The sequence below is a fragment of the Dyadobacter sp. 32 genome, from assembly GCF_902506755.1.
Taxonomy (GTDB): Bacteria; Bacteroidota; Bacteroidia; order Cytophagales; family Spirosomataceae; genus Dyadobacter.
In genome coordinates this window covers 1938601-1963090 of record NZ_LR735258.1, presented here as the reverse complement: position 1 = coordinate 1963090, position 24490 = coordinate 1938601, and the positions used below count along the sequence as shown (strand labels likewise).

At 46.6% G+C, this 24490-nt stretch carries 18 protein-coding genes; 8 read left to right on the top strand and 10 right to left on the bottom strand.

Annotated elements, in window-relative coordinates:
- Nucleotides 1–71: 71 nt before the first annotated feature.
- Nucleotides 72–614, top strand: a complete 543-nt coding sequence (locus DYADSP32_RS07870; protein ID WP_149243241.1) for a GNAT family N-acetyltransferase — start codon at nucleotides 72–74, stop codon at nucleotides 612–614.
- Nucleotides 615–647: 33 nt separating this feature from the next.
- Here the strand turns inward: DYADSP32_RS07870 and DYADSP32_RS07865 are convergent, their stop codons facing one another.
- From DYADSP32_RS07865 to DYADSP32_RS07855, 3 genes are all read right to left on the bottom strand, one after another.
- Entirely contained in the window at nucleotides 648–2204 is a 1557-nt protein-coding gene (locus DYADSP32_RS07865) for a bifunctional GNAT family N-acetyltransferase/carbon-nitrogen hydrolase family protein (protein WP_149243242.1), read from the bottom strand.
- Nucleotides 2205–2854: 650 nt separating this feature from the next.
- Nucleotides 2855–3424: a Crp/Fnr family transcriptional regulator gene (locus tag DYADSP32_RS07860; RefSeq protein ID WP_149243244.1), complete on the bottom strand. Its 570-nt coding sequence runs from the start codon at nucleotides 3422–3424 to the stop codon at nucleotides 2855–2857.
- A 25-nt stretch (nucleotides 3425–3449) separates the two neighbouring features.
- Nucleotides 3450–4262 (bottom strand): oxidoreductase, encoded by an 813-nt coding sequence (locus DYADSP32_RS07855; protein ID WP_149243245.1) that lies wholly within the window; start codon nucleotides 4260–4262, stop codon nucleotides 3450–3452.
- A 267-nt stretch (nucleotides 4263–4529) separates the two neighbouring features.
- Here DYADSP32_RS07855 and DYADSP32_RS07850 point away from each other — a divergent pair, with 267 nt between their 5' ends.
- Genes DYADSP32_RS07850 through DYADSP32_RS07835 form a run of 4 tightly spaced genes read left to right on the top strand, consistent with a single transcriptional unit; the run spans nucleotide 4530 to nucleotide 12850 of the window.
- The gene (locus tag DYADSP32_RS07850; protein ID WP_414617607.1) at nucleotides 4530–6938 is read left to right on the top strand and encodes a GAF domain-containing protein; all 2409 of its coding nucleotides are present in this window, start codon (nucleotides 4530–4532) and stop codon (nucleotides 6936–6938) included.
- A complete protein-coding gene (locus DYADSP32_RS07845) occupies nucleotides 6935–8170 on the top strand; it encodes a Pycsar system effector family protein (RefSeq protein ID WP_149243246.1) in 1236 nt (411 codons plus the stop codon). Before DYADSP32_RS07850 ends, DYADSP32_RS07845 begins: the two co-directional genes overlap by 4 nt.
- Nucleotides 8171–8181: 11 nt before the next feature.
- Nucleotides 8182–9039, top strand: coding sequence for an SdiA-regulated domain-containing protein (locus tag DYADSP32_RS07840; protein WP_149243247.1), 858 nt, complete (start codon nucleotides 8182–8184; stop codon nucleotides 9037–9039).
- 25 nt (nucleotides 9040–9064) lie between these two features.
- Nucleotides 9065–12850, top strand: a complete 3786-nt coding sequence (locus DYADSP32_RS07835; protein ID WP_149243248.1) for a metallophosphoesterase — start codon at nucleotides 9065–9067, stop codon at nucleotides 12848–12850.
- 55 nt (nucleotides 12851–12905) lie between these two features.
- Here DYADSP32_RS07835 and DYADSP32_RS07830 read toward each other — a convergent pair whose 3' ends face one another.
- From DYADSP32_RS07830 to DYADSP32_RS07820, 3 genes are all read right to left on the bottom strand, one after another.
- Nucleotides 12906–13838, bottom strand: coding sequence for an NAD(P)-dependent oxidoreductase (locus DYADSP32_RS07830; protein WP_149243249.1), 933 nt, complete (start codon nucleotides 13836–13838; stop codon nucleotides 12906–12908).
- Nucleotides 13839–13940: 102 nt separating this feature from the next.
- Nucleotides 13941–16544 (bottom strand): T9SS type A sorting domain-containing protein, encoded by a 2604-nt coding sequence (locus DYADSP32_RS07825; protein WP_149243250.1) that lies wholly within the window; start codon nucleotides 16542–16544, stop codon nucleotides 13941–13943.
- 124 nt (nucleotides 16545–16668) lie between these two features.
- Entirely contained in the window at nucleotides 16669–18357 is a 1689-nt protein-coding gene (locus tag DYADSP32_RS07820) for a hypothetical protein (protein WP_149243251.1), read from the bottom strand.
- A 339-nt stretch (nucleotides 18358–18696) separates the two neighbouring features.
- Here DYADSP32_RS07820 and DYADSP32_RS07815 point away from each other — a divergent pair, with 339 nt between their 5' ends.
- Nucleotides 18697–19770: an alpha/beta hydrolase family protein gene (locus DYADSP32_RS07815; protein ID WP_149243252.1), complete on the top strand. Its 1074-nt coding sequence runs from the start codon at nucleotides 18697–18699 to the stop codon at nucleotides 19768–19770.
- A 124-nt stretch (nucleotides 19771–19894) separates the two neighbouring features.
- Here the strand turns inward: DYADSP32_RS07815 and DYADSP32_RS07810 are convergent, their stop codons facing one another.
- A complete protein-coding gene (locus DYADSP32_RS07810) occupies nucleotides 19895–20872 on the bottom strand; it encodes a hypothetical protein (protein WP_149243253.1) in 978 nt (325 codons plus the stop codon).
- Nucleotides 20873–20894: 22 nt separating this feature from the next.
- On the opposite strand from DYADSP32_RS07810, the gene DYADSP32_RS07805 reads away from it, so the two are divergent.
- Nucleotides 20895–22172 carry a choice-of-anchor Q domain-containing protein gene (locus DYADSP32_RS07805; RefSeq protein WP_149243254.1) on the top strand — a complete coding sequence of 426 codons (1278 nt, stop codon included), beginning with the start codon at nucleotides 20895–20897 and terminating at the stop codon, nucleotides 22170–22172.
- Between the two features lie 12 nt (nucleotides 22173–22184).
- Nucleotides 22185–22466, top strand: a complete 282-nt coding sequence (locus tag DYADSP32_RS07800; protein ID WP_149243255.1) for a T9SS type A sorting domain-containing protein — start codon at nucleotides 22185–22187, stop codon at nucleotides 22464–22466.
- A gap of 333 nt (nucleotides 22467–22799) precedes the next feature.
- Here the strand turns inward: DYADSP32_RS07800 and DYADSP32_RS07795 are convergent, their stop codons facing one another.
- From DYADSP32_RS07795 to DYADSP32_RS07785, 3 genes are all read right to left on the bottom strand, one after another.
- Nucleotides 22800–23093 carry a Bor family protein gene (locus DYADSP32_RS07795; RefSeq protein WP_149243256.1) on the bottom strand — a complete coding sequence of 98 codons (294 nt, stop codon included), beginning with the start codon at nucleotides 23091–23093 and terminating at the stop codon, nucleotides 22800–22802.
- A gap of 250 nt (nucleotides 23094–23343) precedes the next feature.
- Nucleotides 23344–23973, bottom strand: a complete 630-nt coding sequence (locus DYADSP32_RS07790; RefSeq protein ID WP_149243257.1) for a hypothetical protein — start codon at nucleotides 23971–23973, stop codon at nucleotides 23344–23346.
- Between the two features lie 19 nt (nucleotides 23974–23992).
- Nucleotides 23993–24433: a hypothetical protein gene (locus DYADSP32_RS07785; protein ID WP_149243258.1), complete on the bottom strand. Its 441-nt coding sequence runs from the start codon at nucleotides 24431–24433 to the stop codon at nucleotides 23993–23995.
- Nucleotides 24434–24490: the final 57 nt, after the last annotated feature.

Here is a 24490-nt window from a genome sequence, read left to right as displayed (position 1 = left end):
TTTGGTATCCCGTATAATGTGACAAGTCAATTAGCGGTAGAATACCTCGTTTTTTTAAATAAATCATGTAGATGATCAAACTCCGTAACGCTACTATTGATGATCTGGCTGTTTTGCAGTACTGGGATGAGCAGCCACATAACATCGCCTCCGACCCTAATGATGATTGGGAGTGGGAGACTGAGCTTTTACACAATCCCGTCTGGCGGCAGCAGCTCATGGCAGAGCTGAATGGCCGGCCCATTGGATTTGTACAGATTATCGACCCATTCTTAGAGGAAAGTCATTATTGGGGAGAGGTGGCCGAAAACCTGAGAGCAATCGATATCTGGATAGGGGAGTCTGGCGACCTGGCCCGGGGGCATGGCAGTGTTATGATGCGTCAGGCATTGGAGCTATGTTTTAGCCGGAAAGAAGTGGACGCAGTCATCATTGATCCGTTGAAAAACAATGTTCGGGCCAGGCGTTTTTATGAGCGGCTTGGTTTCAGGTTTATAGAAAATCGTACGTTTGGCCTGGATCAGTGTGCTGTGTATCGGCTTGAACGTTCGGACTGGCAAGCCGATACACTATCTGATTCTATTTCTAACGAGGGCGAGGGATGTCCGAGTTAATATCATAACAGTCTCTAATGGAGAGCACTAGGCCTAATTACCGGTGCGCTGGTTATTTCGGATGATTGAATATATATCCGTCCTCCTGTCTTTCAAATTCCGGACACTTCCAAACTGGTTTAATTCCCGTAACATATCAATGTCCACGTCGGCAATTAATATCATTTCTGTATTGGGCGTTGCTTCGGCTTTTATTCCGTTGGTCGGAAACGAAAAATCGCAGGGGGTGAAAACCATGGACTGGGCATATTGAATATCCATGTTGTGGACTTTGGGCAGGTTGCCTACACTACCTGCGATGGCCACATAACATTCATTTTCAATGGCCCGCGCCTGCGCGCAGTTCCGTACCCTGGAATAGCCATTTTGGGTGTCGGTAAGAAAGGGTACAAAAAGAATATTCATTCCCTCGTCGGCCAAAATGCGGCTTAACTCGGGGAACTCCACATCGTAGCAAATGAGGATACCTATTTTTCCGCAGTCGGTATTGAAGGTTTTTACGGTGCTGCCGCCCTGCATACCCCAAACTTTCGCTTCGTCGGGCGTCACATGCAATTTCTCGAAGCGTTCGATTCCCCCGTCCCTTTTGCATAAATAACCCACATTGTAGAGACTGTTGTCGACCACTTCAGGCATACTCCCTGTAATGATGTTTATGTTGTAGGAGATCGCAAGCTCTGAAAAGCGGTTCACGATTTTCTCGGTGTACTCTGCCAACTTCCGGATCGCGTCTGCTTCTGCAAGATGGTTGTAATCGGACATCAACGGGGCATTGAAAAACTCCGGGAACAGAGCAAAATCACACCGGTACCCCGATACCGCATCCACGAAGTATTCCACCTGTTGCATCAGTTCGTCGAAGTCGTTGTACAACCTCATCTGCCATTGTATCAGTCCCAATCGGATAATTGACTTGGTGAAGGCCGCCTGATCCGAACTTTTCTCATAATACACATTATCCCATTCAAGCAATACAGCATATTCATTGGAGTCTTTATCACCTTCCAGATATCCTTGCAGTATCCTGGCAGGGTGAAAGTCGTTCGACAATTGAAAATTCAGGACCGGATCATGTATATCTTTATTTCGTACTTTTTCGATGTATTCTTTTGGAGAAATCGTAGCAGAGTACTGATGGTAGTTGGGAATGCGGCCACCAAAAATAATTCCTTTCAGATTCAGTTTTTCACAAAGCTCTTTTCTGTAATCATACAAGCGCCTCCCCAGTCGCAGGCCGCGAAACTTGGGACGGATAAAAACATCAATTCCGTATAAAACGTCTCCTTTTTTGGTATGGGTATTAAAACTGTAATTCCCGGTTATTTGCCTGTAAGTATGTTTGGCATCCACCTTTTCGTAATCAACAATAATTGATAACGCACACCCGGCCAGTTCGTTATCTACCCTGATGCCCACCTGTCCTTCATGAAATATAGTGGTCAGTGTTTTGATATGATGTTCTTTCCAATAAGCATCCGGCATACTGGAATAGGTCTCGATCATCATTTCTTTGATCTCCTCGTAATCTTCCGGTTTCAGGAAAACCAGCTCAATATTTTCAATTGATTTTGCGTCTTTGTTTGTTTCCATAGTCTTTCACTCCGCTTGGTCTGTTCTGTCAGACTGTTTGCAGGAGATTGTTTTTCCGTTGTAGTTGGCTGATTTAAAGAGATTTACTCATTGATCGCTTTGCGAGATCAAGTTATGGCGTTAACTATTTGGCGTATTCCAAATATTAGGTGCCGTTAAAATTGCGCATAAAAAGAGTAACAATGAAACCGTTGCGAAGTTTTTGGAAAAAAGCAGGTGAACCCGGGCGGGAAAAACGTTCTTGACAAAGTGGTGAATTGCACTTGATTCTTGAATTCAGGAATATTTGGAAGCCCAAGTCATACCGGCTCTGCCCAGAGCTCCAAATGAACGTCACCACCGGCACAATCTTTTTCTGGTATACCGGTGGTAAAATTGATCAAAGAATAGGCTATTAACGTGGAAGTTGGCTCCCGGAGTAGCACCTTGGAATAAAGTCTTCTGGAGACATGGGCGGGGGAGGCGAGCAGATAATAGGTGCACAGACCAAAGTATGGCATCCCAGTCAAATGACCTGAAAATTATCCGACATCTCATAAGGAGCATTAGATCCTCAATAATGAATCAGGGCTCGACTTCGGTTAATTTGTACGAAACGGAACTTAGACTAGATCGTCAAAAAGTACCGTATTTGCTTTTGAATTTCGTTGTTAACGAATGTTTCTTCTAATCCTGCTTAACGAGGATTGTGTGATTCCCAGGTAGGAAGCCAGATAGGAAAGCGGAATACGGTTAGCCAGGCCGGGAAACTTTTCGAGGAACGAAAGGTATCGCTCCCTCGCGTCTTCTGACATCATCGGGCTGATTTTATTCACTTTGTCGGCAAAACCCTTGGCGGTAATTTTCGCAATGATGTTGTCACATTCAATGATCGTCATGGACAACTCTTTCATTGCATTTTTAGACAAAACAAAGTATGAGCAGTTCGTAACTGCCTGAATATATTCAGTAGACGGAATTTCCTGATTGTAGCTGTTTATGTCGGCCAGAAAATGATTCTCTTCCATAAAATACTTCGTAATCTCATCGCCCTTGTTGTTGTAATAACAAATTCTCATGATCCCGACTACCAGAAAAATAATTTCGCGAGGTATTTTCCCGGCCTCCTGAAAATACGCATCTTTTTTAATCTCCTTAAACACAACCTTGCTTTTGATCAGATCGATTTGGGTAGTGTTCAAGTTGCCGAATTGCAATAAATAATTAATAAGTGTTTCCATGGCGGTATTTCATTGAGGGCAGCGGTTATTTAATTTGACTCATAACCATTTTGTCAAATTGTTTGTCGGACAGAATTTTTCTAAAAAATAACATCAGTTTTGCTCCGGAAGCACCCACGTATCTCGTTTTCGGATTTTTTGCTTCAATCCCCTCTTTGATAAGTTTTGCAATGACGATCGGTTCGGCAGCGGTTTTTGCTATACCTGCATACATCTTACCAACACCTTTCGCCAGTGCACTATAAGGTGTATTTCCTGAAACCGCCATCATATATTCTGTTCCGAGTCCTGTCATTTCCGATTTTGTACCTCCCGGCTCGATCACAATGACATCGATCCCGAAAGATTTTACCTCTTTCCGAAGCGCATCGCTCAAACCCTCGATGGCAAATTTACTGGCATGATACCAGCCACCCATGGGCAATGTTACCTTCCCGCCCACGGATGAGATATTCACGATTTTCCCGAAATTATTCTTCCGCATCGAGGGCAACGCCAATTGGATCAGACGCGCCACACCGAAAACATTTACTTCCATTTGATATTTTGCATCAGCCATCGACATGTCTTCCACTGCACCATAGTAGCCCGAACCCGCATTGTTCACCAAAATATCGATGCGCCCGGCTTCTCTTAAAATTTGCGCCACACAGGCAACAACACTTTCCTCCTTGCTTACATCCAAAGAAATCGGTTTTATTCCGTATTCTTTCAACTCCTGCATTTTTTCTATTCTACGCGCCCCACCATACACCTTGTATCCATTTTGTGCCAAGTATATCGCCGTCGCCCTGCCAATTCCCGCCGAGGCCCCTGTAACTAATACTGTCTTTTCCATTTGTGATGTTTTTGATGTTTTACAGCGCAAAGGTGCTGTCAAACAATATGGAATTATTTGTCATTTGGCAAAAAGAAGGTTAGTTGGCTTACCCTGGTTGGATGTGGTTTTAGTAGGAAACACCAACATCTGCGCGAAGGGAAGGTACTGGGGGAAACAGACCAGTGAACTGAAAAGAACGACCAGACGGAACCCTGTTCAATGCTTTTTGTTATGTATACATATTTACAATACGCCCAATAGAGCCCCTCACCGCTCACCAGGAACATGAAAACATCGGTACTCGAAATCTCCAATGGCGCCTCGGAGGTCATGCAGGGATTAAACAGCACATTGACATTTAAAAGATTTATTGAATATATCGAAAAACGGGTCTCGGATGGAACCACGGCCAGAAAAGGCTATTTCGAGTTTGTATACGAAAAGCTCACCGCCGACCCCGCTTTTACCGGAGCGATCAGTCTGGAAGATATCCCGAAGTACCAGGAACAGTTTGATCTGATTTACAGCATCATGATTCCCCCGGTGGCTGATGAAGAACAGGTTTTGTGGGGACTGAGCACCGCACTTGATCCGGTACTATTTTACGGCACTTCGGCATTTTACAAACTACTTACGATCGAAGAAACAGGTTTGCTCAATTGTAATATTATCCGGGAGGAAGAGCAGCAGGTCAATATCAGGCAAAAAATTCAGGTGCTTTATTCGTTGATACTGAACCGGTTGTATGGTTTTAATTTCAATTTTCGAAACCAGATGGTTCTGTCACTGGCCGATGAAAAAAGTGGTTTGCCAAAATATTACCGGGTCAACCTGGACACAAGTTTCATTGACGTTTTCCCTTCGGAGGATTTGCAGGATCTGAAACTGGACACATTCGATCTTAAAGACGGCGCTGACTGGAGTGAGCTTTCCCGAATCCTTCCGCTTTCGAAATTGAGATTTGAAGGTTTTTCCATTATTACCCTCACCGACATCACATCGGATTACACCGTTGAGCGAATTAAAAATGTGATCCTGGATCACGGGAAAGACGATTCCGGCGACTATTTCATGAACATAGCCCAGTCGCTCAAAACACTGGTGGCCAATAAAGACGTCGAGTTTGGATTATTACCACTGTTGCGTGTCAATTCCAGGGTCGTGTTCAACCATGAGAGTTACACGTATTCGATGGTGATGAAGCACGCAATGGAAAACGGGTTGGGCACCGAGGAATTCGAGCAGATGACGGAAGCATATTTTCAAAACCCCAAAGTGTTTATTTTGAATGATCTTGGTCGCTCTGACCTTCCCCAGGAGCATTTTACCCAACTTTTGGTGGCTACCGGCATCAAATCGTACGGGTTACTTCCTGTGTACTACAACAACCACATCGCCGGTGTGCTGGAGGTCTACTCCCACACGTTGAAATTCCTGGACGAAACGATTCTGTCTAAACTGGACGTTGCCTTGCCGCTGGTTGCGCAGGTATTACAAAACAGTATCGACGATTTTCACGGACGCATCGAAAACATTATCAAGGATAAATTTACCTCCATCCAGCCATCCGTGCAGTGGAAATTCAAGGAGGTAGCGTGGAACTACCTGAGAGACAACGCTCAACAACCACAAAATACTGAAATTGAGCGTATTCAGTTCAGAAATGTTTTTCCGTTGTACGGGGCCATAGACATCAGAAATTCGACAATTGAGAGAAATAAGGCTTTGAGCGATGACTTGATCGTTCAGTTCAATGCGCTCATCAGCACTATTAAATCGATCAAAAAAGAGTACAGGCTGGGACTTCTTGATGAAATGATCTACAAATGTGAGAAATGGATCAGCAAGATCGTTGACCATTCCATTGATCACGAGGAGATGAAGGTAAAAGACTTCTTCGAATCCGAGGTTGGCCCGTTCCTCCAGCATTTCAGATCCAGTTGCCCTGAGCTCTGCGAAACCCTGAACGGGTACGATGCCGTGGTGGATGAGGAAACCGGAGCTGCCTACGCGAATCGGAGAGCCCTGGAATCGTCCATGCAGAAAATCAATTCCGGTCTCAACATGTATCTGGATCTGTTCAAAAACCAGATACAAGAATCCTATCCTTGTTATTTTGAGAAATTCCGGACTGACGGCGTAGAATACGACATCTACATCGGCCAATCCATTGCGCCACAAAAAAAGTTTAACCATCTGTATCTTAAGAACATCAGGCTGTGGCAGCTGACCAGCATGGCGGCAATAGCAAAAATTACGCATTCACTTTTGCCCGACATGGAGAAACCGCTGGAAACAACCCAGCTGATTTTCATTAATCATGGAAGTATCGATATCAGCTTCCGGGATGATGAAAGGAGGTTTGATGTGGAAGGTGCGTACAACATCCGCTATCATGTAATCAAAAAGCGCATCGACAAAGTCAGGATCGCCCATACCGACGAGCGTTTGACCCAGCCCGGAAAGATTGCAATGGTGTATTTTAATAGCAAGGAAGCAGACGAATATGTTGAATATATCAGATATTTACAGGAACAGGGCATGTTGACCGACGATCTGGAGCACCTCGAGCTGGAAGAACTTCAGGGTGTGACAGGGCTGAAAGCCTTGCGTGTCGGAATTAATCTGGACGGAGTCTGGAAACAATCACTTGAAATAGCGCTTTTAGAAAAACTAACTGAACCGGCCTTATGAATTACACGGACCTGACTGAAAAGGTAAAACAGGAACTGACACATTTTTTCAAAAAGCACCCGAATCCAGGATTAATTTACCACAACCAGGCGCATACGGAGGAAGTAGTATCCCATGTTAACCAAATCGCAGACCATTACCAGCTTCACGACCAGGAACGGTTTGTAGTCAATTGCGCTGCCTGGTTTCATGATATGGGCTATTTTACGGGCGAAGCCAGCGGTCATGAGGAACGCGGAGCAGATGCAGCGGCGGCATTTTTGATGTCTATCGGGATTCCTGACACGCAGATACAAGATATAAAGGGTTGTATTTTAGCTACTAAGATCCCGCAGGCGCCCAGAAACCTTCTTGAGCAGATCGTTTGTGATGCAGACCTTTTTCATTTTGGTACAGATCAGTTTGCCGAAAGAAATAAACTGATGAGAAAGGAAGCGGAGTGGCGTGCAGGCCAGAAAATCAGCAAAACCGACTGGCGCAAAAGCACGATTACGCTATTGGAATCTCATCATTTTCACACCGATTTCTGTCAGCAGCTTTTAAATGAAAAGAAAAGTAAAAATTTGAAAAAGCAGGTCGAAAAGGCAGTGGAGGACCCCACCCGGGAGCCAGTCATTTCTTCTGCACCCGAAAATACTGGCAATGCTGTCAGGCCGGAAGCAACGGACATCAGGAAAGCGAAATTTGACAGGCCTGATAAAGGAATCGAAACCATGTTCCGCATTACTTCCAACAACCATCAGCGACTCAGCGATATGGCCGACAACAAAGCCAACATCATGGTTACGACAACGTCCATTATTCTGTCGGTTCTGCTGAGCGTGTTGGTCAGGAAACTCGAAGAAAACCCATATCTCACCATTCCAACCATGCTGTTGATAACAATCTGCGTCATCACCATGGTGTTCTCCATTCTTGCAACCCGTCCTTCCTTACCCCACGGAACGTTTACCCAGGAGGACATTGACAAGAAAAGGGTCAACCTGCTATTTTTTGGTAATTTTTACCGCATGAATTATAATGACTATTCCAGCGGAATGCAGGAAATGATGAACGACAGGGAGTTTTTGTACGGCAGCCTCACCCGTGACGTGTATGCACAGGGTGTGGTGCTCGGCAGAAAGTACCGGTTACTTCGCCTGGCTTACAATGTTTTTATGTTCGGTATAGTGGTTTCCGTTCTCACTTTCGTCGCGGCCTCGTTCTTTTCGGGTGCTGTAACGGATTTGTAAAAAATGAATATATGACAACCTTCTTAACAAAATACGGGTGGATTCCGGCCCTTTTACTGGCCATCACAGCCTGTACTCCCAAAACCGACAACGATGAGGTGCTGAGCGGTTACGACCTGCAGGCGCCGCAGAAATTTTTCATGCCAGAGAGCCTTTTCGAAATTTCCGGCATTACGTTTAAGGATGGACTAAGTGATACCATCTATGCCGTTCAGGATGAAGAGGGGAAACTTTTCCGGCTTGCGTATGGGGTAAAAAAACAGGAACATACCAGGTTTGGAAAAAAGGCAGATTACGAAGACCTCGCCCTCATCAAAAATCAGGTGGTGATATTAAAAAGCAGTGGCGCGCTGTTGACTTTCCCACTCTCCGATGCCAGTGGCCCCGAGGTGGACAGCGTAACAGAATGGAAAAAGTTGTTGCCAAAAGGAGAATATGAAGCCATTTATGGCGACGCTAAGAATGAAAAGCTCTACGTAATATGCAAAAACTGCAAACAGGATGACGCTAAAGTGCGCGTATCCGGTTTTATTTTTCAAGTGACCGACTCCATTTCGCAGGCAGGTGATTTCGAAATCGATGTTAAACAGATCATTGCCAAAACAGGTAAGATGAAAGCTGCATTCCGGCCTTCGGGCATAGCCAGGAATCCTTTAACAAACGACTGGTATATCGTTGCTGCCATTAACAAACTGCTGGTCGTTACGGATTCCAACTGGCAGGTTAAAGAGACCGCCCACCTCGATGCGAACATGTTTAATCAGCCGGAAGGTGTAGCTTTTGACCAGGCGGGGAACCTGTATATTTCCAATGAAGGAGGAGATCTTTCAGACGGCAACATATTGAAATTCAAGCGGCTGTCGGAATAACATCAATCAGTTTTACTGTCAAAGAATGAAGATTAAAGTATACTCATATATCTTAGCTATCAGCTTTTTCGTGCTTTCTTCGTGTGCGGGTTACCGTCAGCAATATGCCAAAGAAGCTCAGAACTGGAAGCAATCCGCCCCGGATCCGGGAAAATCTCTGAAGCATACCATGTACCTGATCGGCGACGCAGGAAACGATTCGCCCGACCACCACGCGCCGGTACTTGCTTACCTGAAAGCAAAACTTGCCAAAGAGCCTGAAAGCAGCTCAGCTGTTTTTTTGGGTGACAATATCTACGAGCACGGAATGCCGCCCAAAGAAGACACCGAAAACAGGCGTGTGGCTGAATACCGCATCACCTCCCAGCTTGAAACGTTAAATGATTTCAAAGGCAGACCCGTTTTCATTCCGGGAAATCACGATTGGCGGGGCTGGGGACGTAAAGGCCTGAAAAGACAGGAAAACTTCGTCGAATCGTACCTCAACCAGCGACGAGGCAAAGCGGACAAAGACAGTTGGGAAAGTTATTTTCTACCGAAAGATGGGTGCTCGGGGCCGGAAGTAGTAGAGCTGAACGATAACGTGGTGCTGGTCGTGGTAGACTCCCAGTGGTGGCTTACGGACTGGGACAGGGACACCAAAATAAATGAGGGCTGCGAGATCCGTAACCGCGAGACATTCAAATTCAATTTTGAAAATATTGTAAGAAAATACCGCAACAAAAATATGGTGATCGCCATGCACCATCCACCGTATACCTATGGCCCGCATGGGGGCAAATTTACGGTTAAGCAGCATATTTTTCCGTTGACGGAAATGTACCCGGGCCTGTATTTCCCGCTACCCGGGCTGGGCAGTCTGAGCGCCATTTTTCGTGGGACGATCGGCTCGAGGCAGGATATGGCCAATAAAAACTATAGGGACCTGCGGGCAGTCATATTATCTGCTGCCCGGAAAAACGGGAACTTCGTCATTGCCAGCGGTCATGAGCACGGGCTGCAGTACATCGAAAACGACGGACAGTCCTTTGTCGTGAGCGGAAGTGGTTCAAAAAGGAGTCCTGTCGGGATGGGGAAGGGGTCACAGTTTGCTTCCAGCGAACTCGGCTACAGCACACTGGAATTTTATGAAGGTGGTGAAACCTGGGTACAGTACTGGGAAGTGAACGCGGAAGGTAGCCATGCAGAAGTCGTCTACCGGAGGAAAATCAAGGACAAGCTGGCAGGCTCTCAGGAGGAGCCGAAACAGGATTTTAAGGAATATGAAAAACATCTGGATTCGACTTCACATCTGCTTCTTAAGTACCAGATTAAACCCATCAATCGTTTTCATGAAGTCGTTTTTGGGGCGCATAACCGCAATTTATACCTGCCTGCTTATACCTTTCCGGTACTGGATCTGGCCAGGTTCAAAGGTGGTGTCACAACGGGCAAAATGGGTGGGGGCAATCAGACTAACTCTCTCCGCATCCACAATGAAACAGGTAAAGAGTACGTGCTGAGGGGCATGACCAAGGATGTCAGCCGATTTTTGCCATTTCCGTTCAACAGAATGGTAGCAGCACAATTTCTCGCCCAGGAAAACTTTCTTTCCACGCACCCTTTTGCCCCCCTTGCCGTCCCCAAGCTGGCTGAGGCCATCAACGTTTACCACACCAATCCGACCCTGTATTATACGCCTACGCAGCCAGGCCTCAGTCCATACAATCAGATTTTTGGTGGAGCGATGAATCTGGTGGAAGAGCGTCCGTCAGGTAAAAAATGGAAAAAGGATCCTTTCTTCGGGTATGCCGACAAAATAATGAGTACACCCGAGGTGGTTGAAAATCTGTTGGATAATAACAAATACAAGGTGGATGAAGCCTGGGCGTTACGCACGCGCTTGCTCGATTTTCTGGTGGGCGACTGGGACCGTCATGATGATCAGTGGGCCTGGGCAGCCAAGGAGTCCGGAGGCAAAACATTGTACCGTCCCATTCCCCGGGACCGTGACCAGGCTTTTTCGAAATACGACGGGATCGTAACCAATCTGGCAAGCCTTACAATGCCATTTTTGCGGCAGCTTCAGTCTTTCGGTCCTGAAATAAAAAGCATGAAGTGGAACACCTGGAGCGCACGGCTTTTTGACCGTACTTTTCTAAATCAGCTGACCTGGGAACAATGGCAATCGGAAGTGCAGTATGTCCAGCAAAACCTCACCGACCCGGTCATAGAAAATGCTTTCAGAGCATGGCCGCTGCAAGCTCAGGACATGTCGGCTCCCTACCTCATAGCGAGCATCAAGGCGAGGCGTGATCACCTGATGGAAATAGCAAAAACCCATTTCGATTTTTTGGCACAATCCGTCAACGTGATCGGCACGGATGAAAAGGAGCGGTTTGAGGTAGAAAGAATGCACGATGGGCGCACGCGGATCACTGCTTATGAGGTCTCGAAAAAGGGCAAAGTAAAAGAACAAACTTACCAGCGTACATTCGACTACCCGATTACGAAGGCGATCAACATTTACGGAAACGGTGACGATGACGAGTTTATCGTAAAGGGTGACGCTAAAAATGGGATCCGGGTGCGGCTGATCGGCGGCACAGGTAAAGATGTTTTTAATGATAGTTCCTTCGTTCGGTCTGGTGTAAAGAAAACGATCGTGTACGACGACCTGGGTGCAAACACAGTGAAGGGCGGCAAAGAAACGCGTGACAGGCGCACCAGCGCCTACCGTTTTAATATTTACGACAGGAGAAGTTCCGACAGTAACTACGACATTGCCATGCCTTTGCCTGTGCTGGGTTTCAACCCCGATGACGGGCTGCTGATCGGAGGCGGTGTCAATCTGATCAAATATGGCTTCAAAAAAGAACCGTACGCTTCCACACAAAATTTTGGCGGCAGTTACGCCATGAGCACAAATGCATTCAGGCTGCATTACACGGGTGATTTTATCAATGCTTTCAAAAAATTCGACTTCTATCTGGATACCTATTACCACGGACCCACCTATGCATTTAACTACACCGGGCTGGGAAATGAATCGGTGCGGATTGTAGATCCGGAAAACTATTATCGGGTAAGGCAAAGTGCGGTTCATCTATTCCCTGCCATCAAGAAAGGCTTCGCAGGCAACAGTGGTTTTGTGGCCCTTGGGCCATTATTCGAGATTTCGGACATTCACCGGTCTCCGGGCCGTTTTGTAACATCGGAGGAAAGCGGATTACCGAAAGACATATTTAATACCAAATATTACGGCGGAGCTCAGTTGTTATTCGATTTCAATAACGTGGACAATTTCTTTGCACCACACAAAGGCGTTCATTTCCGATCGACGATGAATTGGGCCACCAACCTCATAAATGACCGCAACTACACGGGGATCCGGGCGTCCCTGGCCATTTACCAGGCGCTCGATCAGAACGAGAATTTTGTGTTCGCCACTCAGATCGGCACAGGCATTAATTTTGGCAAGGGCTACGAGTTTTTTCAAATGCCCGTTATCGGCGGTGCCCAGGGCCTGAGAGGGTATCGGAACCAGCGCTTTTATGGGCACAGTGCACTGTGGCAAAGTACCGACCTGCGCATCAGGTTCGGGAGCAGCTACAATCCCACGCTGCCCCTCACATACGGCATGTTTGGCAGTTTTGACCATGGGCGTGTCTGGCTGCGCAACGATCAGTCATCAAACTGGCATTATAGTTATGGGGGTGGAATCTGGCTTGCACCGGTCGACATCCTCACCATTTCGGTTGGCGCTTTTATTCCAAAAGAGCAAGCAGAGCAGAAGCCCCGGATCGCGTTTAAGCTGGGATTCGCCTTTTGACGAAGCAACCTAAATTGGCATACCCTAAATTGTTCCTGGAGCATTAAAAGCTGGCTTAGTACCCTTTGGACAACTCCACTTCGTCCTCGATTTTTTGATTTTCTAAGTACTTCGTAACGTTGTCGACAAACTTGGCCACCTTATCGCGATCCCGCATTTTGTGCGCAGCTCCCGTGTGCTGGGTCAGTATCACATTGGTAAGTTTCCATAATTTGGAATCTTGGGGAAGCGGTTCTGATTCCGTAACGTCCAGCACAGCACCGATCAGTTTGCCACTTTCCAAAGCATCAAGTAAAGCACTTTCATCGGTAGTATTCCCTCGTCCAATGCTGGAATAAAGCGCACCTTCCTTGATGGAATCGAAGAATTCTTTACCCACATATTTATCAAGGTTTCCCGGTAAAGTGTTTACGACCAAATCAATGTCGGGCAATTGGGAAAGTAGTTCCTCATAGGAGTGGATGTCGGCGTCAGGATCCTTTTTGGCGGTCATCTGTATGGAGCATCCAAAGGCTTCAAGTATTTTGCTGATTTGTTCAGCAATTGCGCCGGATCCTAAAATGATAACCCGTTTTTCACCCAGGATCGACAGCTGGCTTTCGACAGCTTCACCCAGCCACTCAATATTTACCTGATTTCTGACCATAAGATGCACTCCCCGGTAAAACCCCAGGATACCGGCGACAATTGTCTCGGCACAGGCTGAGGCAGACATATCCCCTACGTTTGCTACTTTACCGTCGTATTTCACGTCCTTGTACTGCTCGAAACCGACATTTTCAAGTTGCCAGAATTTCAGGGTATCCGGTATGGGATTTAAATGATCAACAGGTGGATTTCCGATCAAAATATCTGCCGACTCCATTGCTTGTCTCCACTCGTCACCGGAACCTGGTTCTTCGCGTATAATTTCAGCATCACCAGGCAGTTGCTTCACAAGTTCATCCAGGTAATGCTTTTGCAGGTCTGCATAAATGACAATTTTCATAGGTTTCGGTTTATTAGTGAATCAACATCTCCCCAAAGAGGAAGAGGCATGTTGATGGCCTAATAAATAACCGCGCCATGCAGTTGCTGTGTTTTGGCAGAACTACTGCGCAACCAGCTTCATCACCCGGCCATCTTCCGTCTGGATCAGGTATAAGCCAGGCGCCAGTCCGGTCAGGTCGATGCTGACTCTTTTACCATTTATGTCTGCTTCCCTCACCAATAGACCGTTCGCGGTGGTCATTTTTAATTTCTTCGCCGTGTAACCTGATTCCAGCTCGACAGTAACCTCACCTCGCGCCGGGTTAGGATACACGCTGATCGGGGTACCTTCCCGACCGGTAAGGCTGATGATTTTGCTGTAACTGAATGTGCCATCCAGATCTTTTTGCAGAATGCGATAATACACCTGTCCATAAGGCATTTGCTGATCGGTGACCGTGTAGGATTGGAGACCGTTCCCTACGGCAGCTACTTCTTCAACCTTTGTGAAAAGCCTGGCATCGTAGCTTCTTTCCACTGTATAACTTGCCGCACCTGCCTCATCTGCTTTCCAACGCAATACGGAGCGTCCCTGGTCGTCGGGCCGGCCGGCGAATGAGATCCAGCGCACCGGCAATGGGTTACTGGTTGTTTTCAGGAAGAAGCCGCTGAAACCTGTGGTAATGAATTGCACTTCCCAGATATGGGAAACCGGGTTCCAGAATACTTCCGCAGGTGTAATATTTTGCACCGCGCCCGGGTAAGAGTTGGGAGCGCCCGAACCGTCGCTGCTCTGCCCTCCTCTTTTTTCGATCAGCAAATTAGCTTTATTGTTGCCTGTGTCCTCAGGGTTATTGGGTAGTTCCACATCATTACCGTCGTTGAAAGCATCGAAATCCGCCTGAGTGAAGTAAAGTGTCACACTTCCGGTTACACCATTGGGATTGGTGACCGGCGTTATTTCATAATGCCGCCTTACGTATTGGCTGTTGGGCGCGGCATCTACCCAAACTTTCCCGTGAACATCGCCGGATACATTCACAGCCCCGCCGTAAGATTGTACGGAGGCTAGTATGCGACAGCCCGAGTTAATGGTCCGGATGGCCGTATTTACATTCGGAACGGCAGCATCGGCTTCAATGTCATCCCCAGCAAGCAGGTCATTCGCCGTAAGGGCGGTTCCCGAAAACTCATAGGCACCTATATCGGTATTGCCGGAAGCAAACTTTCGTGCGCTACCATCGAGATCGCTGGCAAAGGTGGCCGAATAAGTATCGACCCCGGCATCAATGGCCGGGCTGCACGCACGGAGGCGGTAGTCGCCATTCGCCGCATCGACAAACATGGGATCCACGTACCGGCTATTGGCTCCATCGCCCGTCACACCCCATCGGTTTTGCATCAACGAGTTGATCACTTTTGTGTTCTGACCCTGGTCAACGGCTCCCTGACTATTGTTGAGGACAATACAGTTGATGAATTGCGCGTCATACGTTTCACTAAACAATCCATATTTGCTATTGTCCACAATGGTCGTGTTAATGATCCTCATATCAGTTTGATAAACGGTACCTTCAAACACAGCCTGATTTTTCATCGTGATGCCGCCGGCGGGATTCTTAAAAAAGAGGCTATTCGCCACCCTGTTCGCTCCATATCCGGCAATGCATAGTGAGCCTAATTGCCCTTCGTTTCCAAAAAACGTGCATTGCGAAGCGGTAAGCACGCCGTGCGAGGAAACTGCAGCAAAACCCTCCGACCTGTTTTCAGCTACGGTAGCCCGAGTCAGCGAAACCCGATTCCTCATATCTTCGTCGAAATGTGTCAACGCGCCACCCCAGTCTCCTATATTTCGATAGAAAGAGACATCCGTAAAGGACATCGTGTTACAAGCATCCAAATAGACGGCCCCTCCAATCCTGGCAAAGTTTGAATAAAAACTTATATTTTTAACAGAGAGATTGAAGGCTTTGTGGGCGAACAATCCACCTCCTGCTTCCGTTGCATAATATATCCACGTACCATCTACATAGCGATCACGTGCGATATTTCTTGATGCCCCGTCCCGGACTGTGAAGCCGTCGACAACCAGTTGCATATTTGTGTTTGATGAAGCAACTCCTACCGCCATCAGAATAGAGAATGTATTGTCCTGGTTGTTGTCGAGCTGGTGATGTGGGGCGGTACCCGAGATTACATCGTCGTTCTTGTAATCGCCACTCAACACGGTTCCCTTTATTTCGCCACCGAGCTCGTTTAGCGTCAGATTAGGTAAAATACGTGTGTGGCTCAGATCGGCGATTCCGTTGTCAGGGTCAAAGCCACCATATAAACTGACCTTTGGAACCAAAAGAAAGCTACGCTCCCGGTGATCCCTGCCCAAGGTGACTAAAGCAGCCGAATCTGCGAAAGCACGGTCATCGTCGGGGGTATAAAGCGGCTTGTAAGTTCCTTTGGAGACCCAAATCTGTTTGACAGTCGCGTCGGTCTTGGCCAGTTTGAGTGCATCGGCCAGTTCGCCCAATGCGTTTTCCCAGGAATTACCAGTGCCGGAACTTCCTTTTTTGACGTAAAGCACACCGTTGCCGTCCGGGCCGGCTGTTGTGGTTCGCGAGATCAGATCGACCTGTTGTTTGCCCGTTTCAGGATGGGCCTTTGTTTCAGAAAATGAGGGTACGGCCCACACAACAAGGAGGAGGGACAAAAAAGTGAACGATTTTTGCATAACGTTTCGGACAGTGGTTCGTGGGTTTTATCGAGGGGATAAAAGTCCAAATGATCCTGTCTGAAACAAGGGAATTGCACCTTACAAAAACCTTACAATTGATCCGACGCCGATCATAATGCAATCAGATCCGGTTAATTTCCATCTCCATGACCTGATTGTCGGCAAAGTCAAGCTTCTTTCGGATACGGTGACGCATAACCTGGATGGTGTTGGGTGAAACGCCCAGCATCGCGGCGATTTCCTTTGCGGAAATGGCGATCTTGGAAAGAGCGAAGTAACGAAGTTCGCTGGTCGTGAGGTCGGGATAGGCCTGCCTGGCGCGCTGGATAAAACCGGGATAGGCCTGATCGAACAAGCGTTGAAATGCGATCCAGTCATCCTCTGTAAGAATGGTGCTCTGCCGAAGTTCTCTGAAAATTCCGGCTTTTTCGGCTTCCGGATTACGGCTTTCCAGTTGTTCTATCAGTTTGTTCTTTTCCCTTATACTTTCGGTAAAACGATCCAGATCGATTGCAGCGATTTTCAACTCCTGGGTCGCCGCCTGGAGTTTCAGGTCATTTGCCAGTTGTCTTTTCTTTTGGATAAAATAGGTCATAATGATTGCGATGCACAGGAGCAGTACCAGCAATACCAGCAGATTACGTTCGGCCATTTTCCGTTGCCGTTCCAGCGTATAACCAGCCAGTTGAAGCTCCTGGTTCTTCCGGTCCACCCGCTGCTGGGCTCTCAGTACTTTAAGCGCGCTGAACCGGTCATTGAACCTGTTCATCGCAGTCATTGATGAGTCCATATATTGTCTTGAACGCTCCATATCTCCGGCCGCGGCGTACCACTTGCTCATGACCGGGTATAAGAGGCGCAGGCGATCCGGTTGTTCAGCTTTTGCAATATTGTCCTTCGCATGTGCAATGAAAACGGCCGATTCTTTGAGCTTTCCTTTATCACGGAGGATATCGGCCAGAACAATCGAAGCGCCTGCGGCACAGCCGTAATCGTTTTCTGAAATCGATCCGTAGAAATCCTTTTCCAACAACGGAATCGCTTGATCATAGTCACGACACAGGTACATATTCGTACCCAGATTGCCCGTTGCAATGCGTTTCCAAACCGCTGCCTCAGGGAAGGTCGTTTTGAATACTTCTTTAAAATAAAAATCTGAACTATCCAGATTATTAAGTTGCTGATAACACAATCCGAGCGTGTTTCGGGCGTCGTTGATGACCATGGTCGTAAACGCAGTTTCAGGCAAAACAATCGCTCTTTTGAAGTATTCCCGGGCCACTGTGTAGTCCTGAAAAAAATAGTATGCTTTGCCTATCTGCATCAGGTCCCGGGCCATTTCCGGGTATTCTTCCGGTTTGGTAGTCACCAGTTCTTTATCCAGCAACAAATATTGCTCAAATGCCAGCTCGTAATTGCCCTCTATTTTCCAGTAAAACTCCGCCAGAGCCCTGAGCGACCGGGCTCTCAGGAAGTCAACATTCTCCTCCGTAGCCAGTTCCAACTGTTTTTTTAGCCTTCCAAGCGATACTTCCCTGGGTTGATGCTGATAGAAAGCGCTCAAGAAAACCAGAAAAAAATCTACGTTCAATTCCAACGCCCTGTCCTTGTTATTACGTGCAAAACGTTTGATCTCATCTGTCTTTTTTACCTGGCGCACCGAATCTCCGATATCCGCAAGATCCCTGTACAGGTCGTGAATGCCTGTTACCTTTTGTGCATAGGTCTTGTGGAGCAAATGATCATATTGCGCAAATACAGGCTTCGGAAAGAGAAATAGAAGTAACAGGCAATATTTCAGAAAATGCATACAATATCATTCAAAACGACGAGCAAAGAGAGCTTGTTTTTTTCTGGTGGATACAAATATAGACATCTCAGGCACGAATTTTCAGGTTGATTGACCTAAAAATCAAGATATGGATATTGTCGGCATCTCGAGACTGACTCTATGTACTGTGTCTTTGTGAAGCCGATACCGCCAAGGAACAGAAACAATTACTTCCCGGCATCTCATGTAAGATTTGTGCCACCTATGGATACAGTGCAGTATTTGCGGAAACAATATTTAACCTTATCCACATCCCGGGAATTGGCACGACCAATTCTTTCTTCCTAAATTGTAGATCATTACAAACATCCAGCATCTATGAAACACAATAGACGCAAATTCATGAAGACACAACTGATGGCCGGGCTTGGTGCACTTTCTGTCACAGGCCTGGCGGACGGTCAGTCTACAATGGTGTTTCCAGCCAATACTGAAAGCGTTTCACCGGAGGTACTGCGAAAACACTATCAGGCTTGCCTTGGCGGTGCATTTCCCAAACCCGCACCTCTGCTTCCTCAACTAAGGGAAACCATCAAAAAAGACGGATACCGCATTGAATCCATCACTTATGAAGTCGGGGTGAACGATCGGGTTCCGGCGCTGTTGCTGATTCCGGACTCGGCAACGGCCGGTGCGCCGGGCGCCCAGCGTCCTGCTCCGGGTATTGCAGTCTGGCACCAGCATAACGGCGAATATCACCTGGGTAAATCCGAGCCAGCCGGACTGGCGGGTAATCCCATGCATCATACTGCCGTGGCGCTCGTGCGGGAAGGATACGTAGTGCTTTGTCCTGATGCACTCTGCTTTGAAGAGCGGCAGGATCCCACCGGAAAACTGAAAAAGGGCGACTATGAGCGTTTCGAGTTTCTTCGCGAGGTAGTACGCGGGCGCAGTATGGCCTGGAAAAACGTCCTGGAAATGCGTCTTGCCGTCGATTACCTGTGTGCACGTCCGGAAGTACTTGCTGATCAGATCGGTTGTTACGGGCATTCCATGGGTTCTACCCATGCCTGGCTGGTTGGCCCACTGGAACCCCGGTTGAAATGTATCGTCGGAAACTGCTGCCTGCCTTCCTACGCCGCCATCGAACATGAGCATCTGCTGCATTGTTTTCCCAATTTTGTACCCGGCTGGCTTCAATACGGCGATACCCCGGACATAGCAGCACTCATTGCGCCCAGAGCACTGCACCTGAACTTCGGCGAGCTGGATGTAGGTTCCCCCATTGCTTTCGTACGCGATGCGTTACCACGCATCGAGCAGGCATATAAAAATGCCGGTGTTCCGCAGCACTTTACTTCTTTTATTGAACCCGGTAAAGGACATGTGCTTTCGGACGCCATGTGGGAGCGGGTGAAGGAGGTTTTTGCGCGGCATCTTAGATTTGGGTGATTAAATTTCAGATACTAAGACGTCGGAGTTGGACAGAGGCACAAACACAAACCTCTGTCGTTTAATTGATAGTTATTCTGCATATAAAGAACATATGTAGCAACTATTGTTGACCAATCGCTTTTTATCTGGCCCTCTTTATATAGAATTGAATTCCAGTGAGCTGCTGAATACTAGACAGTTTAAACTGGGTTTCTAAACTACGTAATCCCAGTTCTTTTCTTGATTTATTGATTTTTATTGTTTCAGCCTGCGTTACGTCATTTTGCAAAATACCGTAAGCATTATCTTTTCGCCCGCTCCCGACAGCAACAAACCAATCATCCACAAAAGCAAATTCGTTAGGGTTCATTTGCCCTTTTTTGACAGCATCCAGCAACTTTGGCCGAATGTAAGGATATAAGCTGTCCGATTGAGCGTATTTTTCAGTTATGGAATTGTGGTGAGAAAGGATTACGGAAGCCCAGATTTCCGTACCGATCAATTGCTCGCCTGGGTAGCCGTGGGCCTTTATTATGCCTAATAGTTTAGCCATTTGCTTCTCACTATGTGGCGCAAACTTTTTCTCGGCGTACTTATCCTGGGCGGCCGATGTAAAAGTAAATAAAGCACCCATTGCTTTGCGCTGGTCTTTGCGAAACATCTTTCTCACAGTATCCCTGACCTCCGGGTTAATGCGTGACAGGTAAGCGGCCCGTAGCTCGGGATATTCCTCAACTGTGCTTTTCCACGATGGATGCTTTTGTAGAGATGCAAGCCATTTTTCCTTTTGCACAGATTTTAATTCCAATCCATTTCTGAAGCCCAATTTTAGAAAATAGAAGGCCGGTTCCAGTTCCCCTGCATGTATGGCTACCTGCGTTGCTGTTTTGCAATCTTTTAAAAACAAGAAACCGTAGGGGTCGAAGGCGGATTGGTAAACCGGAAGGGCTTTTGCAAACTCCTGCTTAGCTACTAAATCTTCTGCTTTTCGAATTTGATCATAATAATTGGTGTAATCAATATTTGCTTTTCGAGAAAAACTACTTCCAGTTGGATTCATAGCATTCTGAGAAAATGCATGGATGGAATAAAGAAAAATTAGAGAGAGAATGAACTTCATACGATCAGCATAAAGGTTAGGTATGATAGTAAGAAGCATTACGGTATTACTTCCTCAATTGTTGCAAAACCAGGCCCAGAGTGGTGGAGCTGCCTGCAGCAACATTAGTGCCAAGCCCCGTTTTGTCAACGTTACCATCGTCGGCAATTCGGCCAGTGAAAACGGCGGCGCACTGCACAATTACCAGGGAGCTGAAACCGAACTGGTAAACACCATCGTGTGGAGCAACACACAGTTGCCTGCCAGCAGCCTGCTGTATACGGTCGGATCCGGAAAGACCACAGCTTATTTCAGCATTTTGCAAGGCGGTGCAGCGGCCATCTTGGGTGAAAAAACGGCGGCGGATGTGCTTGGCCAGGATCCGCGCTTTACAGATCATCTAAACGCCGATTTCTCCTTGCAGGCATGCAGCCCGGCCATTAATATCGGTACGGGCAATGTACTTACAGGCCTTCCTGCCGACCTGGCAGGAAACGCCCGGATCGTCGGCATCGCGGACGCCGGCGCGTATGAGTTCCAATCGGCCCGGCTTACCGGCGCCGACCGCCTGGCTACCAACGGTGACGTGACTACTGTACAAATCACCACCGGACAAAACTACCTGATCCAGGTGGCTGGCGATGTGTGTCGCAGCGTGGCTGGGATCGGGTCAAAGGGATCGTCGTCACTCAGCGGCAGCGTCAACATCACCACCTGGGTCGACAATGCGGTGCAAACCCACAACGGCACGCCTTATGTGCCAAGGCATTATGACATTTCTCCCGCTACCGGAGCCGCAACCGCCACTGCCCGCGTAACGCTCTATTTCACCCAGGGAGAATTTACCTTATACAATAAAGCGTTGGTATCGAATGGGTTACCTACTGCGCCTGATGACCTTACCGGCAGGGCCAGCCTGAGGGTTTACCAGCATCACGGCCCCCCCAAAGAAGGACAAAATGGCCCCGGAGCGTACACCGGTGGTATGTCCACAATCGTTCCTGATCTGAGCTGGAACATTGCTATGGAGCGTTGGGAAGTCAGTTTCGATGTAACGGGTTTCAGTGGTTTTTTCATAGGCTCTGCCAGCTCGCCATTGCCAGTCAAGCTGGTGCGTTTCAGCGGAAAGCAAACCGATAGTAAGTCAGTCCAGCTACAATGGCAGGTGGTCGAGCAGGTGGATATTGAGCAATATGTGGTGGAATTCAGTGCCGACGCCAAAAATTTCGTAGCCATAGGTCAGGTTGGCGCGAATCATTTGCAGCAAACAATCTACCAGTTTGAAGATGTACAGGCTCGGAACGTCCAGACTGCCTACTAAAGGTTACGAATTTTGGAAACCGATGGCAGTTTTGCATACAGTCGTGTAGTGACTGTTCAGCTTGACGAAGCCTCAGAATTGATCGTGTATCCGGTTCCCGCAAAAGAGATGATTTGGGTCAAAGGAGCGGGTCTGTCCTGCGGTAAGATCCAAATTCTGGATCACCGTGGGAATCTGGTCCATGCTGTTCGTGTGATTACTGCCACTCAGCAAGTGGATCTTTCGCGACTCCCAACCGGCATGTACCTGATCAGGATGGGTAACGGAATTGTGAAAAAGTTTCTAAAGGAGTAAACGTAGTGGTTAGTCTGATGTGTACTTCCCCTCCCTGGCTCCCAAATCGGGAGGAAGGGAGGGGAAGCGGTTTTCAGGAACCACTTCATTTAAAGCCGGTATCAGCTTCATGCCCAAGCTGTGCGCAATGTTACCTGCTCACGATTTACGTTAAATACTTTACTATTTGTAACGGCGTTAGACTGAATGGAGAATTCCTGTGAGAGACAAGCATCAAGGAATCGAGCAGATAGCGCAAACAAATAATGTCGTAGTCCGGAAACTACGACAAATAATGAACCACGAAAAAGGAATTACACCGGCGAAAATGGTTTATCAAAATCGCCCATATTTTTACTTTTTAACAGTGGTAGTGGTTGGTGTATAAATACCGAAGGTGATTACAGCAATTAAACCATTTACAAAAGTCTGTCTGGTGTGAACCGTGTAATCCGCTGCTCCGCCGGCCATAGCCTTTGAGTCAGAAACATTAATTGGTGCTAGTCCTTCAATTAAATAATGATTCCATTTCGTAATCTGACTGTTGCCCTGCGCCCCTTTTCCGACCACACTTGTGTACGTGTAACAAGATGTCAGCATCATGGACATAGAAAAAACAATTGCAAAATTTTTAAATGTTCGTTTCATTTTTTGTTTATGTTATTTACCATACATTAATTTTTTTTCGATTTGATCTTAGCTCTTTTGAATTTAATCAATCCTCTGTGTTTTACAGATTTTTGGTACTTTATTTTCATCAGAGTGAGGATTTTTACACCAATTTTTTTTTGATATATACTCGATAATAAAAACATTTTGAAATTTAAAATCCAATTCGGAAATAGAATATACCTTCGAATTATTTTATAATAATAGTGTGTACATTCCGATTGATGGTTTATTTTACCTTTAAGGCAGAAACAATATCTGCATCATTGAATATTTCCTCTATCAAATTTTTAAAAGCCTCCGGCATATATTTTTTAAATTTCCCCGGCCCGGTAAAGAAATTACCCCCAAGCGGCTTTTTCCCGTTGAACGTTTTCTGCCTGATAACGGTACCGTTACTTGCGTAAATACTTACAATTAGGTTGTACAAAAGAGATCTCCTGCTGTACCCATCCGTGTGTAATTGTTTACAGTTTATCAATATGAGTCTGCTTTGACCCGCTGTTTTCAGATTACTTAAAATGGCTGATGCTGTCTGAGCGGTATTTGTATTTATAACGGAAGCACTACTTCCATTTGCGGATAATGACGAGGATATGTTATTGGATAACAAGTCCGCAAGCGGCTTTCCGCTTGTTGTGCCCATGGGGTAGGCAATACCGGTAGTTGATCTCATATACCCGACAAAATCCGGTTTGCGGGACCCTGACACAACCTGTTCGCGTTGATCCCAGGTTGCTACACTGATTTTTTGATTAAAGGCAGGCAACTTCGCCTGAACATGATCGTAGTTTACTTTTCTGGAACAAGCAGAAAAAAATAGTGAGATTACAAAGACTATAAATGTGATTATTCTCATAGTTGAATTAGATATAATTTTACTTTGACATTGTTACAAGTACTTCTCCCTGAACAGGTCCTCGCAGAGAACCATAGGTCCATGTACCTTCAACGGAGCTTTTATGTAAAATTTTGTTGGGACTTACACTTCCTGAAGTTGTTTTCGCCTTAGCAACAACATAAGCCTGCTGCGGAGTACTAAACGCTATTTCCTCCGGATCGGAGGTTAATTGATCACCTTCAAGCGTAAATTCTTTCCCATCAATTAATAAACCATTTTCACCCGATTTGGAGATGGTTAAGGTACCCTCATCAGACACTAGAAGTGATTCTGCAATTTGGCCGTTATTGTATGTAATGATTGCGCCTGTTGTTTTAAATTTCCAGGTTCCTACATATTGATCTCTGATATCGACCTCTTTTTTCGAACAGGAGGCAATCAAGACAATAATGATCAGCGATAGTAGTGTTTTTTTCATTTAAGAAGAATTTACATTGTTATGAATTATGACTCAATTCTAGACATATTTCGAATA